The sequence below is a fragment of the Lacisediminimonas sp. genome (assembly GCF_030645335.1).
Lineage (GTDB): Bacteria > Pseudomonadota > Gammaproteobacteria > Burkholderiales > Burkholderiaceae_D > Lacisediminimonas.
Map to the genome: position 1 here is coordinate 1 of NZ_JAUSNH010000196.1, position 16,227 is coordinate 16,227.

Here is a 16,227-nt window from a genome sequence, read left to right on the forward strand (position 1 = left end):
AGTACTACGCCAACGGCGCGCTCAAGCGCATCACCGACAAGTCGCAGAAGGCCGAAACCTACTACGAGATCGACACCGCCGGCACCCGCACCCGCGAGCGCTTCACCAAGGCCAATGTGATGCACCAGGACAACCGGATCACGTTCGACAATGCCGGTCGCATCATCACCGTCCAGGACAACCGCTACACACTGACCTACGGCTACGACGCCAACGGCAACCGCCGCTTCAACCGCGCCAGTTATTACGACGTTGCCGGCGTCCGGCAGCGTATCGAAAACTGGTACCAATACGACAGCATGGACCGCGTCACGCTGTCGCAGGGCGTACTGGCCAACGGCAAGATCCAGACCAGCGCCACGCAAGGCGTCGCACTGTCGTACGACGCCGCCGGCAACCGCCGCAGCGCCACCTCGATCGTGGCGGGCGCGACCGTCGTGGAAACCTACAACTACGACGACAACCACCGGCTCACCACGACCTGGCGCAACGGCAAGCTCGACGCCAGCCGCGCCTACGACGGCGCAGGCCGGGTGGTCGAGCAAACCAGCGGCGCCGGCAGCGCCAATGCCCGCCGCGTGGTCAGCACCTACAACGTCATCGGCCAGCTCACCGGGCAAACCAACTACGATAGCGCCAACGTGATGCAAGGCGGCACCAGCTATACCGAATACGACCGGGCCGGCAACCTGAAGAAATACCAGACCACCGCGCGCTACCAGTACACAAACACCTACACCGTCAGCTACATCAAGGCCGGCACCGGCTACCGCGAAAGCGTGGTTGCCGGCACCAGCACCTACTTCAGCCCGGGCGCCACCACCACCAGCTACGACGTCAACGGCAACATCATCTCCGTCAGCGACCAGTTTGCCGGCAGCAAAACCCGCAGCTTCATCACCGACCAGGCCGGCCACATCCTGAAGAAGACCGAGAACGGCGCCGTGCAGTATTACTTTTACGTCGATGGCAAGCCCGCCGGCTCCACCGGCGCTACCGGCGCCTCCAGTGCCGACTTCGACTTCAACTACACGCCGGTGTCGGCGCAGTATCCGGCCACCACGCCCGGCAGTTGGGTCGTCAACAGCGGCGACACGCTGCGCTCGATATCGCAAGCGGTCTTTGGCGACGCACGCCTGTGGTACCTGATTGCCGACGCCAACGGCCTGCGCAGCGACGCCGAACTGGTCGCCGGCAAGAAGCTGGTCATTCCCAACCGCATCACCAACCTGCACAACGACAGCAGCACCTTCAAGACCTACGCGCCGGGCAGCATCATCGGCGACACCACCCCCACGCTGGCGGAACCCCCGCCACCGCCGCCACCACCGCAAGCCAGCGGCGGCGGTGGCTGCGGCGGACTGGGGCAGATCCTGACGGCCGTCGTCGTGATTGTCGCTACGGTGTACACCGTTGGCGCGGCGTTGAACGTGCTGGCGCCCACGGCAACACTCGGCGCTGCAGCCGGCGCTGCTGCCGGCACGGCGATCGGCGCGGCCGGCAGCTGGGCCACCGGGCTGGCGATGACAGTCGGTGGCGGCATTGCCGGCGCCAGCATGGGCGCGCTGGTCCTGGCCGGCGCAATCGGCGGCGCAGTGGGCAGCATCGTTGGCCAGGGCCTGTCAATGGCGATGGGCCGGCAGCGCCAATTCTCCTGGAGTGCGGTGGCGATGGGCGCCGTTGGCGGCGGCGTCGGCGCATCGGTCGGCCCGGCCGTGAGCTCCGCAGTGGGCAACGGCACGACCGGCATGATGGCGATGGCAGCCGCCACCACGGCAGCCACGCAGGGCATGGCGATCGTGACCGGCTTGCAGGAGCAGTTCTCGTGGCTGGCGGTAGCGGCAGCCGCGATCAGCGCTGGTATGGTCGCCGGCGCAGGCAACGCGATGGGGCGCTCGGTGGGCCGTGCGTTCAGCGCGGCCGGCGAGGGCGTGGCCGATGTCGCGTCCCGTACGACGTCCGGGATGCTGGGCAGCGTGGCAAGGTCCCTGGCGATGGGCGGGCGGCTTGAGTTTGCGAATGTGGCGACGGATGCGTTTGGTAATGCGTTGGGGAGTAGCCTTAGCGAACAAATGGCGCAGGGAAACCAAAACCCCGCGCAGCACAGCATGACGGCGCTGGAAAACTTCAGGCGCTCTGAGATTGAGGCGATGAATGCCGATGCACGTGCAGAGGCCAAAATGAGCTTGGGGAGCGGCTTGCGGCTCACGCCGGAACAGGCATCTGCATGGGGGCCGCGCTTCGCTTCCGAAAGCGACTATGCGCTCCAGAAGTCGAACTATGCGTTGCTCGATGACCGGCAGCGGGTCACTCTGCCGCGCATCGAGAGCACGCCAGAAACCATGCGCGTGGTGCGCGATTGGGATCCCAATAACGAATGGGACAATGCGCGCGGCACTGTGCCGGTCGATGTTCCGCTGGCTAGCGCGGGAGACGAATTCCTGCGTGGCTGGCGCGATCCTAGGGGCATGCAGCGCAGCGTGATGGATGCGCCGGCGACCGCCGCCGAAACTGTGGGTCGTTACACGGGTGCCGCAGCCGATTCCTTGAAAAACTTTGGCATGAGCATCACCGGCGCGCGCAGCATGAACGAGGCGCAAGCGAGCTGGAACGCCGGCAATTACGGTACGTCACTACTGCAAGGGGCGCAGGCGTTTGGTGAAGCAGGCGTGACAGTCTTTAGCTTCGGCTTGGGGTCTACTGCGCGCTATGGCGCAACGATGACTGCGGCGGAATTGGCTGCAGTGAGGGGGACCTATGCAGATAGTGCAACGAACCTTTCTGCTTATGAGATTCGGTTCTCGCAGAACTCTGTTTCGTTCAACAAGATCGACCGCGTAACAGGACAGTTGTATACGTATGATGACCTCGTTTCTAGCATGCGAACGAATGGCTGGAAGGGGGATCCTGTTGATCTAGTCCGCATGCCTGATGGCATATTGACCAGTATGGACAATACTCGTATTACCGCAGCCAGAGAGGCCGGCATTGGCGTCCAGGGCACATTGCGAGGCTATGGCGAGGCACTGACACCTGAAATCAAAATTGCTCGCGATTGGGGTAGTTACAGCACTTGGGGCGAAGCCCTTACCGCTCGCATCAATAACCAATCGAAGAGTTTTAGTAATGCAAATCCATACGGTTCGCTTCAATCTCCCCGCATCAAAGGACAACCATAAATGAGTAAATTATTTTTTTATGATTCCCCGATTCTTCCATCTGGCTTTAGCTTTCCGCAAAGTTATTTACATTTGGCGCAAGGGTCTGACATTCCTGATTTGGAGCCTTGGAAATTTTTATTTCTGACTATGCCAAAGTCACTGAATTACTACGGTGCGATGCTTGAACAATATCCTGACAAACCGCTAGTGCCGTTTGCAATTATTGCTGACAAAAGTGGTTTATATAATGACGGATATGTGGTGTTGGCCTGCTTCGATGGAGACGATAAAGGTGGCGACCCAAAGGTTTACTTCCATGACTATTCAAATCCCAAGCGTGTTAATTGGGCTGATAGATATTCCTTAGTCAATTTCACCGAATGGTTGAGAGTCGCCGGAGAAGAATCGGCACGCTACAAAGCAGAGCGTGCCGAGGACAAGAGCGAATAGTTTTATTCTGCGACGAACAGAACGGGCACGGCGCTTGTTAGCCAACTGCGGCGGAATTGGCTGCAGTGAGGGGGACCTATGCAGATAGTGCAGCGAACCTTTCTGCTTATGAGATTCGGTTCTCGCAGAACTCTGTTTCGTTCGAAAAAGTAGATCGCGCTACCGGTCAGGCTTTCACATACGATGATCTGGTTACGAGCAAGCGAAAAAAAGCTGGAAAGGCGATTCTGTCGATGTGGTTAGCATGCCAGATAATCGCTTAACCAGGATTGATAACACTCGCATTCGTACGGCACAAGAAGCGGGCATTGATGTGCGAGCTAACGTCCGCCCCTTTGACTCGCCGCTTACGATAGATGAAATTGTGCGGTTTACCAAAGGTAGCCAAGTTCCGAAAACATGGGGCGATGCCATCATGACTCGCATCAATAACCAGACTGGTGGATTCGGGGTGAAATATCCTTACGGAGTGGACTCATTACCGCGCGTGACCGGGATGCCAAAATAATGCACATAAAAAAACAAAGTTACGCCTTGCCGAGTGACTTCAAGTTTCCGCAGGCTTATCTGGATTTGATGGCAAAGGGGTTGCCGGATATCGACCCTTGGTGGTGGCTTGCCCCTTACAAGGATTCTGAGATTTACTGGGCAAATACACTGCACGAGCAGTTTCCTTCGCGTCTGCTTGTGCCATTCGCAAAGCATGGCGGTTCTGATGATGTGGCTTGCTTCGATGGCTCTGATACTTCGAGCGACCCCAAGGTATTGCACATTCATGCGTTCTGCTCCCCTGGTTGGGAGCATAGAGGTGAAGCAAACAATTTCACAGAATGGTTGCGAAAAGCCGAGATCGAGGCGGCCGAATTTAAATCCGAAGGTAACGAGGACAAGAGCGAATAGTTTTACTCTTTGAGGAACAGAACGGGCACGGCGCTTGTTAGCCAAACGCCGTTCTCTGCCTGAAAAAACTTAAAGCCTTGTTCATGCATGAGCAGGGCTTTAATTTTTAGCACGACCGGTTTGCCGTATCGCTGTCCAACAGCGCGCGCGGTATGTTCATCTTGCGACAGATGCACATACTGGCGCGAGCCTGGCAGCAGTCCTTCCTTGCCGATGGATTCCATGAATCGTGTGGCGGTGCCGTGGTAAAGAAATTCAGATGGCACCTTCGCGACATAGTTGATATCCACGCTCGCAGTCGAGTGCCCTTGCACGGCACGAATGCGCAACCCATCTTCGGAAATGGCAAAGCGTTTCTTGTCGCTGGTCGTCACCACAGCCAGAATCAACTCGTGGTCAAGCTGTTTGGCGCAATTGGCAGCGGCAGCGATCAATACCGAAATCTCCGTCCAGCCCTCAACGTCCAGCGTAATGCCAATCGCATCCGGTTGATGCCGGAGCACGTAGCTTAAAAACTTGCTGGCTTCAGAGAGGTGTTTGCTCATGTCTTGCTTTAAAAAAGAACGCCATCCCCAACCCTGGCTAATCGCGTCGGGCATGGGGTACAACCTATTTTTTAGCTGCGCAGGTGGCAGCTAAACAGCGAATTGATCCGAGATGACCAGCGTTCGGCACACCGCCCGTTCGCGCATTTCCGGGGAAAACTAGTTTGACTTGTTCATGGCTCCATTCTCTCAAAGGTTGGAGCCTCCTCAAAACCCGGGGCGATTCAGCCCATTGGTCCGGCAACCGGCCAAGTTTGATCCACATCAAGGCTAGTTGCCATCAAGCTATCTATTATCGCCGCACCCTCCCCAACCTCGCCCCTACCTGGCCCCCATCATGTCCGCGTCAAGCATCCTCGAATCCATTCGTCGCCGGACATGGACGCTGCTGTTCATCCTGGCGGTCCTGATCGCGCTCGCCATCGCAGGATGGCGCACCTTGCAAGGGCCGACAATCACCGCCTGGACGGTCGGCAAAGTCAATCTGGTCCAGACCGTGGTCGCCAGCGGCCGGGTTGAAACACCCTTGCGGGTCGATGTCGGCAGCCAGCTCACCGCCACCGTTGCCGATGTGCCGGTGGCGCAGGGCCAGGCAGTCAGCAAAGGGCAATTGCTGATCGGGCTGGAAAACAGTGAGCAGCGGGCTGCGCTCGAACAGGCGCGCGCCGGCGTGTCCCAGGCCCAGGCGCGGCTGGCGCAACTCGACAAGCTCGCCCTGCCGACGGCCAGGCAAAGCCTGAACCAGGCCGACATCAACCTGCAGAATACGCGCCGTCAATATGAACGCACCCGCCAGCTGCGGGAGAAAAACTTCGTCGGCCAGGCCGCGCTGGATGATGCGCGCCGCAGCCTGGACATCGCCGAAAGCCAGCTCCAGTCTACCCGCCTGCAAGTGCAGAGCAACGACAGCGGCGGCGCCGACCGGCAACTGGCGCGGGCGGCGCTGGAGCAAGCCAACGCAACGATGAGCGCAGCCCAGGCACGCCTGGCGCTGACCCGCATCGCCGCGCCGCATGACGGCGTACTGATCAGCCGCAATGTCGAACGGGGCGATGTGGTCCAGCCGGGCAAGATCCTGATGGTGCTGTCACCTGCCGGACCGACACAACTGGTGCTGCAAATCGATGAGCGAAACCTGGCACAGTTGCGCATCGGTCAGCAGGCGCTGGCCTCGGCCGATGCCTTTCCGAACGAGCGCTTCCCGGCCCGGATCGTCTATATAAACCCGGGCATTGACGCGCAACGCGGGTCGGTCGAAGTCCGGCTCGATGTCGGCGCGCCGCCTGCGTACTTGCGGCAGGACATGACCGTGTCGGTAGATACTGAAATTGCGCGCCGCGGCATGGTGCTGGCAGTGCCGGCAGATGCCGTGCGCGACGCCAACTCGGCCACGCCCTGGGTCATGAAAGTGCAGGACGGCCGCGCCACGCGGGCCCACTTGCGCCTGGGCCTGCGCGGCACCGGGCAGATAGAGGTGCTCGATGGCCTGCGCGAGGGCGACCTGGTGCTGCCGGCAACCGAAGATGTCGCCGTGGGCAAGCGGTTGCGGGCGCAGCCGGTATCGCGCGACCGGGCGAGCAAGTGAACCGGCTGCTGCCTTTCGAGTGGATTGCCGCGCTGCGCTTCTTGCGCGAGGGTCGGCTGCAATCGGTATTCATCGTGCTGGGCGCTGCCATTGGTGTGGCGGTGATCGTGTTCATGTCGGCATTGCTGGACGGCTTGCAGTCAAACCTGTTTGCCCGCGTGCTGTCGTCGCAGCCGCATATCGTGCTGGAGCGGCCGCGCCAGGTGTCACGTCCCTTGCGCGAGGCGGCGCCGGGCGACGCATTCACCATCCGCCAGCAGACGCCGCCGCAGCGCCTGGTCTCGATCGACCAATGGCAAAAGGTGCGCGATGAAATGCAATTGCGCAGCGACATCAGCGCAGTCTCGCCCACGCTCAACGGCTCGGCGTTCGTCATTCGCGGCGACGCCAGCCAGTCGGTGGTACTGACCGGGATCGATCCCGAGCAATACATCCGCATCGTTCCCTTGCCCGAAAAAATCGTCGCCGGCACCTGGCGCATGACGAATGCCGACATCCTGATTGGCACCGAGCTGGCCAAGAACTTCGGCCTGCAACTGGGCGACAAGCTGCGCGTGGTCTCTCCCACCGGCAGCGACCGCACCCTCAACATCGTCGGCGTGTTCGACCTGGGCGCGCGCGCCGCCAACCAGCGCAATGTGTTCGTGTTGCTGTCGACTGCGCAAAACCTGACCGGCTTGCCTGGCGGGGCGACCAGCATCGACCTGACCGTGCGCGAGCCGTTCCAGGCTGAAACGATCGCGCGCGCAATCGGCAACCAGACCGGACTGGAATCAACCAGCTGGATAGAGAGCAACAGCCAGTTTTTCCTGGCGCTGCGCTCGCAGCGCTTCAGCAGCAATATGATCCGGCTGTTCGTCGGCTTGTCGGTTGCGGCCGGTATTGCCAGCGTGCTGGTGGTGTCGGTGGTGCAGCGCTCGCGCGAGATCGGCATTTTGCGGGCGATGGGCGGCAGCCGCGGCCAGTTGATGCGGGTGTTCCTGATCCAGGGTGCGCTGGTGGGCTTGATGGGCTCATTGGCCGGCAGTGCGATTGCGTCCTTGTTGCTGGCCGGTTGGCAATTGGTTGCCCGCAATCCGGATGGCACGCAAATGTTTGCGATCGTGATCCCGCTGCAGTTGTATGTGGTGGCGTCGGTGCTGGCCACGCTGGTGGGACTGCTGGCAGCGGTCACGCCGGCATTGCGCGCGGCGCGCATGGAGCCGGTGGAGGCGATCCGTGGCTGAAACGATCCTGCAACTTACCGACATTCGCAAGTCGTATGCCATCGGCACGCCGGCAGAGACCGAGGTGCTGCATGGCGTCGACCTGCAACTCGACAGCGGCGACTTCGTGGCGCTGATGGGACCGTCCGGTTCCGGCAAGAGCACCTTGCTCAATATCATCGGTTTGCTGGACCGTCCGACCAGCGGAAAATTGTACGTGCAAGGGCGCGATACGTCGTCGATGGACGACGGCGAGATCACCCGTTTGCGCGGGCACAGCATTGGATTCGTATTCCAGTACCATCATCTGATCACGGCATTTACCGCCCTGGAAAACGTGATGATGCCGATGTTGCTCGATCGCGGCCGCGCCAGTGCCGCGATGCAGGCGCGGGCGCTGGAGCTACTGCGCAAGGTCGGGCTGGAGCCGTGGGCCAATAACAAGGCCGACCGTCTGTCCGGGGGGCAGCAGCAGCGGGTTGCAGTGGCGCGCGCATTGGCACAGCAGCCGCCGTTGATCCTGGCCGATGAGCCTACCGGCAACCTCGACAGCAAATCGGCCGACAGCGTGTTCGAACTGATGCGCGATGTTTGCCGCGAGAGTGGCGGCGCATTTTTACTGGTGACGCATAGCCTGGCGCTGGCGCAGCGCTGCGACCGCATCATTGAGCTGGTCGACGGCCGGGTGGTGCAAGAGGGCAGGGATTGAAACTTCCGGCCCCGGCGTGTCTCCAATTCCCTGATGCAAAAGAAAAATGGCGCAATAAGGACATATGGTTTTATAAGGTTGCGATCTTTTGGCCAACATCTCGGAACTGATCTTGTCGGCGCCGCATGAAGATGCAGAGGGCAGCGCCCTGCCTGAAATACTCAGCGCCATCCGCCAGCACCTGCGCATGGATGTGGCCTTCGTTTCCGAGTTCAAGGAAGGACGCCGGGTCTATCGCTCGGTTGATGCCGCCGATGGCTCATCAAAGGTCAGGGAAGGCGCCAGCGATCCGCTGGGAGCGTCGTATTGCCAGCGGGTTGTTGATGGCCGCTTGCCGCCGATCATGCACGATGCCCGCAAAAATCCGGAAGCCGCCAGCCTGCCAATTTCTGACGAATTGCACATCGCTGCGCATCTGGCGGTACCGTTACGCTTATCCGACGGATCGATTTACGGCACCTTGTGCGCGTTCAGCTATTCCGAAGACGATACCCTGAATGAGCGCGACCTGGAAATGATGCAGGTATTTGCCGAACTGGCGGCGCGCATGATCGAACGCGAGCAGCGCAAGATCCGGCTGTCGCGCGATGCCCTGAAACGGATCCACTCGGTGCTGGCGCATGCCAATGAACTGAGCATCGTGTACCAGCCGATCTTCAACCTGCGCGAGCAGCGCATGGCCGGCGTGGAGGCCTTGTCGCGCTTTTCGGCCCTGCCGCAACGTTCGCCCGATGTCTGGTTCCATGAAGCCAGCGTGGTCGGCCTCGGCGGCGACCTGGAGAAAATGGCGGCGCAAGCAGCGCTGCGCTGCCTCGACCAGCTCCCGCAAGACATTTACCTGTCGGTGAACATGTCGCCCGAGTATGTGCTCGATGGCACGCTGGCCACTGTGCTGGAGGGAATGCCGCTGCATCGCGTGACCCTGGAAATCACCGAGCATTCTGCGATCGTTGCCTATCATGAGCTGGCGCAAAGACTCAAGCCATTGCGGGAGCGCGGCCTGCAAGTGGCCATCGACGATGCCGGCGCTGGCTATGCCAGCTTCAGGCACATCCTGAACCTGGCGCCGGAGCGCATCAAGCTCGACATCAGCATCACCAAGAATATCGACAGTGACGCGTCGCGGCGCGCGCTGGGTGCCGCATTCTCCCGCTTCGCCCAGGAAATCGGCAGCAAGCTGATCGCCGAAGGGGTCGAGACAAGGGAGGAGCTGGCGACCCTGCAATCGCTCGGCGTGGTGCGCGCGCAAGGCAATTTCCTCAGTGCGGCCCTGCCCTTGGCCGGCGTCTTGTCGCTACCGGTAAAGCGGGCATTTTCACGACCCGGTCAAACTTGATCTGAATCAAAATTTTTCAGAGGTCGACCGCTTAACCTCGAAGCCAATCTCCATTGTTTCGGGTTCATGTGAACAGATGCTTGCAACAACCGGCATGTCATGCCGTCGCCGCAACGCGTCCCACGGGCGCGTTGGGCCACGTCTTACGCCATTTCCGGCGTGTACCCCGCTTCGCGTATCGCCTTGCGGATGACATTGGCGTCAGTGCCCGTAGCGACCTTGACCAGGTGCTGCGGCAAGTCGATGTTGACCGTGGCCGCCGGGTCGGCCTGTTGCACCGCCTGCGTAATCGCCGCCACGCAGTGCCCGCAAGTCATGTCCTTGACCCGATAGGTCAGTTGTTCTGTCGTCATGCTGTTACTCCTTTTGCGTTTGAATCCCCCTACTGTAGACCTTCCGGCGACGGGAAAGTCAATTGCTTGATCTCGTTGCTCTTCTTGCTTGACCTTCCAGCCCATGGAAGGTCTATGCTGGTTCAACAGCATGGATGCCAACAGCAAGGAGATCACTGATGGATGCAGTCACGAAACAAGCAGCAGCGGCTATTGCGGGCGCTGGCAACAGCGTCGCCGCCGACGACGACAACCTGGCCGTATTTACCCTGCCCATCCTGGGCATGACCTGCGCGTCCTGCGTGCAGCGGGTGGAGCGGGCGCTGTCGGCCGTACCCGGCGTGCTCGCTGCAACGGTCAACCTGGCCACCGAGAAGGCGGCGGTGCGGGCCGAAGCCACGGTCACACCCGGCATGCTCAATACCGCCATCGAGAAGGCCGGCTACCACCTTGCCACGGCCACCACCACGCTGGCGATCGAGGGCATGACCTGCGCGTCCTGCGTGGGCCGGGTCGAAAAAGCATTGAAGGCAGTGCCCGGCGTGCTCGATGCCAGCGTCAACCTGGCCACTGAAAAAGCACAGGTGCGCACCATCAGCGGCACCCCGCAGGCGGCGCTGGTACAGGCAATCAGCAAGGCCGGGTACAAGGTAGCGCCGGCACCCGCCGGCGGGTCCGCTGGCGCCGCTGCAGCGCCGGCCAAGGGATTGCCTTCATGGTGGCCGGTCGCGGTGGCGGCTTTGCTGACCTTGCCGCTGGCTGCCCCGATGCTGGGCTTGCTGATCGGCCAGGACTGGATGTTGCCTGGAACTGTACAGTTGCTGCTGGCGACGCCGGTGCAATTCTGGCTTGGCGCGCGATTTTACCGGGCCGGCTGGGCCGCATTGCGCGCCGGTGCAGGCAATATGGACTTGCTGGTGGCGATGGGAACCAGCGCCGCTTATGGACTATCGGTGTACCTGATGTTCGCGCACGGCGGACATGGGCATCTGTACTTTGAATCTGCGGCAGTCATCATCACGCTGGTGCTGCTGGGCAAATGGCTGGAGGCGCGCGCCAAGTTCCAGACCGTTGCCGCCATCCGCGCGCTGGAGTCGCTCAAGACCACCACGGCCACGGTGCGGCGTGATGGCGTCGACAGCGAGGTGCACATCGATAGTGTCCAGCTTGGCGACCTGGTGCTGGTGCGGCCCGGCGAGCGCGTGCCGGTCGACGGGAGCATCGTCGAAGGCAGCAGCACGCTGGATGAATCCCTGCTGACCGGCGAAAGCCTGCCGGTTGCCAAGACGGTCGGTGCGCAAGTGACCGGCGGCGCAGTCAATGCCGACGGCGTGCTGCTGATCGCCACCACCGCGATCGGCAGCCAGACCATGCTGTCGCAGATCATCCGGCTGGTGGAAGACGCGCAGGCAGTCAAGGCGCCGATCCAGCGGCTGGTCGACAAGGTGAGCGCAGTCTTCGTTCCGGTGGTGCTTTTGCTATCGGCAATTACGCTGCTGGCCTGGGGCCTGGTCACCGGCGACTGGCAGCAAGCATTGCTCAATGCAGTGGCGGTACAAGTCATTGCCTGCCCCTGCGCCTTGGGGCTGGCCACGCCCACCTCGATCATGGTCGGCACCGGCGTGGCGGCGCGGTATGGCATCCTGATCAAGGACGCCGAAGCGCTGGAAACAGCGCACCGCATCACCGCTGTCGCGTTCGACAAGACCGGCACCCTGACCGAAGGCAAACCAGCGCTGCTGGCGATCGACGCCGCCGACGCGACGACTGAAGCTGATTTGCTGCGCATGGCAGCAGCAGTCCAGAAAAGCAGCAATCATCCACTGGCGCGCGCCGTGGTGGACGAGGCGCACAAGCGTGGCCTGCAAGTGCCCGCCACCACCGATGCGCTCGCGCTGCCAGGCCGCGGCGTGCAGGCGACGATGGCAGGCAGCACGCTGTGGCTGGGCAATCGCCGCCTGATGGATGAAATCGGTGCAGCAACCAAGCTGTTTGCCGAGCTCGCCGGGCAACATGAACGCGCTGGCCGCACCGTGTCGTGGATGGCGCATGGCAATGCGCAGCAGCCCATCGTGGCCGGCCTGCTGGCGTTTGGCGACACCATCAAGCCTTCCGCCCGCGGCGCCGTGCTGCGGCTGCGCGCAATGGGCATCGAAAGCATCATGCTCACCGGCGACAACCGCGGCAGTGCCGCCGCAGTCGCCGAGCTGGTCGGCATTACCAATATCAAGGCGGAGATACTGCCCGCAGAAAAGGCCAGTGTGGTCAACGCGCTGAAGGCCGAAGGCCGGCGCGTAGCCATGATCGGCGATGGCATCAACGATGCGCCGGCGCTTGCCGCCGCCGATGTCGGCATCGCCATGTCCACCGGTACCGATGTGGCGATGCACACCGCAGGCATCACGCTGATGCGGGGCGATCCGGCGCTGGTTGCCGATGCCATCGACATTTCGAACAAGACCTATCGCAAGATCCGGCAGAACCTCGGCTGGGCGTTCATCTACAACATCGTTGGCATTCCGCTGGCCGCTTTCGGATTCCTCAATCCGATGATCGCCGGTGCCGCCATGGCGCTGTCAAGCGTCAGCGTTGTATCCAATGCCCTGCTGCTGCGGCGGTGGAAACCAGATACTCATCAGGAAGGCCAATAATAGGGAGGTTGCAAATGAATATTGGGCAAGCTGCAAAAGCAGCGGGATTGAATCCGAAAATCATCCGCTATTACGAAAGCATCGGACTCATTGGCGCCACGCACCGCCTCGGGTCCGGCTATCGGAATTTCAACGAGCGTGATGTGCAAATACTGTGCTTCATCAAGCGCTCGCGCGAGCTCGGGTTTTCGATCGACCGAATCCGGTCCCTGCTCAGCCTGTGGGAAGACAAATCGCGGCAGAGCGCAGAGGTCAAGACGCTGGCGCATCAGTACATCACGGAAATCGACCAGGACATCGCGCGGATGCAGGCTATCCGCGATCAGTTGCAGCAACTGGCGCAAGCCTGCCACGGCGATGGACGGCCCGACTGTCCGATCATCGATGTACTCGCTGGGCAGGAATCGGCCGAGGATCGACGCCAGGCGGCCTGAGCGAACACCAGTGCGCGTGGGTGTTGGCCTGCCGTAACGACGACGCACACCTGACGATGCGCGATGAACTTCGCTGCAAGTGCATTCAGCGTCTTTGCAGCTGCAAGGGCGCTGCCAGCGCGGCAGCGCCCTTGCGCCAGCACCCGCCGATCATGCGCCTGGCCAATGGATTTTCATCGACCACCATCCGTGCCAAGAACTGGCCCGTCCGGGAACTTTTTTTGACATTCTCGACGTCATCGATACTTGCAAGTTAAATGTTCGCTTATCGACTTGCACGAACAGCCAATCACCCCTGATTGGGGCGTTGATCGATTAATAGTTCGTTTGAAGTGCTTAAACAGTGCATCCGCACCACTGCGGGCCGGTCACACCGGCAATGCGCCAGGCGGTGATTCATTACACCAAGACGCCTTCAGCGTTCGCTGAGGCAGATCAATGGCCGACTTCCGCTTGGTCGCTACCCTTCACCTAAACCAAATGGCAATTTATCAACTCCCCCATTCGCGAGGGTGTCATGTCGTTTTCCCAATTGCTGCTGATTATCGCTGCCCGCCGCAAACTGATCATGGCCACGCTGGGCCTGTTCATCCTGGTGGCGCTGGCTGTAAGCCTGATCATGCCCAAGACCTACCGTTCGACCGCGACGGTGGTGCTCAATCCCGGCGTCGACCCGGTCACCGGGCAAGCTCTGCCCGGCCAGTTGGTGCCCAGCTACCTGGCGACCCAGGTCGGGATACTGCAAAGCCGAGGACTGGCGCTGAAGGTGGTGCACGACCTGAAGCTGGCGCAACGTGAACTGTTCCAGAAAAAATTTCAGGCAGCCACCGATGGCGCAGGCGATCCGGCTGACTGGACTGCCAGCCACCTGCTGAAAAAACTGACGGTCAAGCCGACCCGCGAAAGCAATGTGATCGACCTGTCCTTTGCCGATCCCGATCCGCGCTGGGCAGCCGAGATTGCCAACGGATTCACCCGCATGTACCAGCAAATGAATATGGAACTGCGGCTGCAGCCGGCGCAGCGCGCCACCGGCTACTTCAACGAACAGATCAAGCTGCAGCGCGCCAACCTGGAGGCGGTGCAACGCCGCATGTCCGGCTTCCAGCAGCAAAAGGGAATCACCAATGTCGATGAGAATCTCGATGTCGAAAGCCATCGCCTGAAAGAGCTGACCACGCAACTGGTGACGGTGCAAGCCCAGTTGCTGGAAGCAAATTCACGCCAGCTGCAGGCCCGTGGCGCTGGTGGCGCTGAATCCAGCGACGTACTGGCCAACCCGATGATCCAGAACCTGCGCGTGGCGCTGGCCAGCGCCGAAGGCAAGTTCGCGCAAGTGGCGGAACGATTTACCGACAGCCATCCACGCTACCTGGAAGCCAGGGCCGAAGTTGATCGCTTGCGCGCGGCGCTGAGCGCCAATTCGCGCAGCGCCTCCACCGGTTTGAGCCGCAATGCGCTGGCCTTGCAGCAACGCCAGCGCGAACTGGAAGCGCAGGTCAACGCGCAAAAAGACCGCGTGCTGGTACTGAACCGATCACGCAATGAATTGCTGGTCATGGCCAAGGAAGCCGAAAGTCACCAGAAAGCCTTCGACCTGCTGCTGCAAAAGCAGGCGCAGGCATCCGTCGAAGGACAATCCGGCCAGACCGAAGTGACGATCCTGAACACCGCCACGCCGGCATTGAAGCCATCCAGCCCGATCTTGCTGCTTAACCTGGCGGTGGCGCTGCTGGCCGGCCTGCTGCTCGGCCTGGGGCTGGCCTTGCTGGCCGAGCTGCGCGATCGCCGCATTCGCTCCAGCCAGGACCTGATGGATGTGCTGGGCGCGCCGGTGCTGGGAACCGTGCACTGGGGTGCGCCGTCGCGACCCCGGATCGGCGGCCCGCGCTGGATGCTGCCGCGGCCTGCTACTTGAGCCCTGCCAGAGCGGACCACAGGATCGACCAGCAGGAATCAAGAAGCAGTACACAAAATGCCGCAGCAAGTACCAACAATAATCCGGAGAATTGCCAATGAATCCCGCCATGATCTCGATCGCCAGGCAAGCGTCGCCGCCGGCAGGCGCACCGCTGGGCAGCGTGCTGGTCAAACTGGGCAAATTGCAGCCGGAAGACGTCGATCGGATCACTGTCCTGCAACAGCAGCGCAACATGCGGTTCGGCGAAGCGGCGCAAGTGCTGGGACTGTTGACCGAGGCTGATGTCCGGCAAGCGCTGGCGCAGCAGTTCGACTATGCCTACCTTGAGCCCGGCGAAGGCGACTATCCGATCGAACTGGTGGCGGCGTACCAGCCGTTCAGCGCGCAGGTCGAAGTGCTGCGCAGCGTGCGCAGCGAGCTCCTGCTGCGCTGGTTCGCACCCGGGCGCCGCTCGCTGGCCGTGGCCAGCATCAACCCGGGTGACGGCGCCAGCTTCTTCACTGCCAACCTGGCCCTGGTGTTTGCGCAGACCGGCAAGCGTACGCTGCTGATCGACGCCAACTTGCGCAACCCGCGCCAGCACCGGATCTTCAACCTGCACGACAGCCTGGGCCTGTCGGACATGCTGGTACGGCGCGCCGACGTGGAGGCCGTGTCGCAGCCCGAGGGTTGCGCCGACCTGTCCGTGCTCAGCGCCGGCACCATGCCGCCCAATCCGCAGGAATTGATCAGCCACCAGCGCTTTGGCGAAGTCGAGCAGTCGCTGTCCTCACGTCACGACGTGACGCTGATCGACGTGCCGGCATTGTCCACCGGCGCCGACGCCTTGCATGTGGCCGCGCGCGTGGGCGGCGTGCTGCTGCTGATTCGCCGTGATCACGCGCGCATGGAGCAGGTGCAGACCGCGGCCCGCCAACTGGCGCGCTGCGGCATCGAAGTGGTCGGCTCGGTGCTGATCGACCATTGACGCCACGGGAACAAGCAGCTCGCACGGTCCG

The 16,227-nt window shown here is 61.5% G+C and carries 13 protein-coding genes; 11 read left to right on the top strand and 2 right to left on the bottom strand.

The window, feature by feature from the left end; translation table 11 throughout:
- The 3 genes from Q7T64_RS13795 to Q7T64_RS13805 all read left to right on the top strand — a co-directional run.
- Positions 1-3,179: LysM peptidoglycan-binding domain-containing protein (locus Q7T64_RS13795; protein ID WP_304796825.1), on the top strand; the 3,179-nt coding region annotated here is incomplete at its 5' end.
- Complete coding sequence (locus tag Q7T64_RS13800; protein ID WP_304796828.1) at positions 3,180-3,611, top strand: hypothetical protein; 432 nt, start codon at positions 3,180-3,182, stop codon at positions 3,609-3,611.
- A gap of 507 nt (positions 3,612-4,118) precedes the next feature.
- Positions 4,119-4,511, top strand: coding sequence for an SMI1/KNR4 family protein (locus Q7T64_RS13805; protein ID WP_304796831.1), 393 nt, complete (start codon positions 4,119-4,121; stop codon positions 4,509-4,511).
- Positions 4,512-4,513: 2 nt separating this feature from the next.
- Here Q7T64_RS13805 and Q7T64_RS13810 read toward each other — a convergent pair whose 3' ends face one another.
- Positions 4,514-5,056, bottom strand: a complete 543-nt coding sequence (locus Q7T64_RS13810; RefSeq protein ID WP_304796834.1) for an RNA 2'-phosphotransferase — start codon at positions 5,054-5,056, stop codon at positions 4,514-4,516.
- Between the two features lie 337 nt (positions 5,057-5,393).
- Between Q7T64_RS13810 and Q7T64_RS13815 the strand changes: the two genes are divergently transcribed.
- The 4 genes from Q7T64_RS13815 (at position 5,394) to Q7T64_RS13830 (ending at position 9,891) form a co-directional block, all read left to right on the top strand.
- Complete coding sequence (locus Q7T64_RS13815) at positions 5,394-6,641, top strand: efflux RND transporter periplasmic adaptor subunit (protein WP_304796837.1); 1,248 nt, start codon at positions 5,394-5,396, stop codon at positions 6,639-6,641.
- Complete coding sequence (locus tag Q7T64_RS13820) at positions 6,638-7,867, top strand: ABC transporter permease (RefSeq protein WP_304796841.1); 1,230 nt, start codon at positions 6,638-6,640, stop codon at positions 7,865-7,867. The genes Q7T64_RS13815 and Q7T64_RS13820 overlap by 4 nt, the downstream gene beginning before the upstream one ends.
- The gene (locus Q7T64_RS13825; protein ID WP_304796844.1) at positions 7,860-8,555 is read left to right on the top strand and encodes an ABC transporter ATP-binding protein; all 696 of its coding nucleotides are present in this window, start codon (positions 7,860-7,862) and stop codon (positions 8,553-8,555) included. Before Q7T64_RS13820 ends, Q7T64_RS13825 begins: the two co-directional genes overlap by 8 nt.
- Before the next feature lie 88 nt (positions 8,556-8,643).
- Complete coding sequence (locus tag Q7T64_RS13830) at positions 8,644-9,891, top strand: EAL domain-containing protein (RefSeq protein ID WP_304796847.1); 1,248 nt, start codon at positions 8,644-8,646, stop codon at positions 9,889-9,891.
- Between the two features lie 143 nt (positions 9,892-10,034).
- Here the strand turns inward: Q7T64_RS13830 and Q7T64_RS13835 are convergent, their stop codons facing one another.
- Entirely contained in the window at positions 10,035-10,244 is a 210-nt protein-coding gene (locus Q7T64_RS13835; RefSeq protein WP_304796850.1) for a heavy-metal-associated domain-containing protein, read from the bottom strand.
- Between the two features lie 158 nt (positions 10,245-10,402).
- Between Q7T64_RS13835 and Q7T64_RS13840 the strand changes: the two genes are divergently transcribed.
- The 4 genes from Q7T64_RS13840 (at position 10,403) to epsG (ending at position 16,196) form a co-directional block, all read left to right on the top strand.
- On the top strand, positions 10,403-12,874 hold the full coding sequence (locus tag Q7T64_RS13840) for a heavy metal translocating P-type ATPase (protein ID WP_304796853.1): 2,472 nt from the start codon (positions 10,403-10,405) through the stop codon (positions 12,872-12,874).
- Between the two features lie 14 nt (positions 12,875-12,888).
- Positions 12,889-13,308: a Cu(I)-responsive transcriptional regulator gene (gene cueR / locus Q7T64_RS13845; RefSeq protein WP_304796856.1), complete on the top strand. Its 420-nt coding sequence runs from the start codon at positions 12,889-12,891 to the stop codon at positions 13,306-13,308.
- 517 nt (positions 13,309-13,825) lie between these two features.
- Positions 13,826-15,226, top strand: coding sequence for a chain length determinant protein EpsF (epsF, locus tag Q7T64_RS13850; protein WP_304796859.1), 1,401 nt, complete (start codon positions 13,826-13,828; stop codon positions 15,224-15,226).
- Between the two features lie 97 nt (positions 15,227-15,323).
- Entirely contained in the window at positions 15,324-16,196 is an 873-nt protein-coding gene (epsG, locus tag Q7T64_RS13855) for a chain length determinant protein tyrosine kinase EpsG (RefSeq protein WP_304796862.1), read from the top strand.
- The last annotated feature ends 31 nt before the right edge of the window (positions 16,197-16,227 follow it).

Bases quoted from the DNA above. Each gene is read 5' to 3' on its own strand.
- Q7T64_RS13810 (WP_304796834.1), bottom strand. From the start codon at position 5,056: ATGAGCAAACACCTCTCTGAAGCCAGCAAGTTTTTAAGCTACGTGCTC.
- Q7T64_RS13840 (WP_304796853.1), top strand. From the start codon at position 10,403: ATGGATGCAGTCACGAAACAAGCAGCAGCGGCTATTGCGGGCGCTGGC.
- Q7T64_RS13815 (WP_304796837.1), top strand. From the start codon at position 5,394: ATGTCCGCGTCAAGCATCCTCGAATCCATTCGTCGCCGGACATGGACG.
- Q7T64_RS13800 (WP_304796828.1), top strand. From the start codon at position 3,180: ATGAGTAAATTATTTTTTTATGATTCCCCGATTCTTCCATCTGGCTTT.
- Q7T64_RS13835 (WP_304796850.1), bottom strand. From the start codon at position 10,244: ATGACGACAGAACAACTGACCTATCGGGTCAAGGACATGACTTGCGGG.
- Q7T64_RS13805 (WP_304796831.1), top strand. From the start codon at position 4,119: ATGCACATAAAAAAACAAAGTTACGCCTTGCCGAGTGACTTCAAGTTT.
- epsG (WP_304796862.1), top strand. From the start codon at position 15,324: ATGAATCCCGCCATGATCTCGATCGCCAGGCAAGCGTCGCCGCCGGCA.
- epsF (WP_304796859.1), top strand. From the start codon at position 13,826: ATGTCGTTTTCCCAATTGCTGCTGATTATCGCTGCCCGCCGCAAACTG.
- cueR (WP_304796856.1), top strand. From the start codon at position 12,889: ATGAATATTGGGCAAGCTGCAAAAGCAGCGGGATTGAATCCGAAAATC.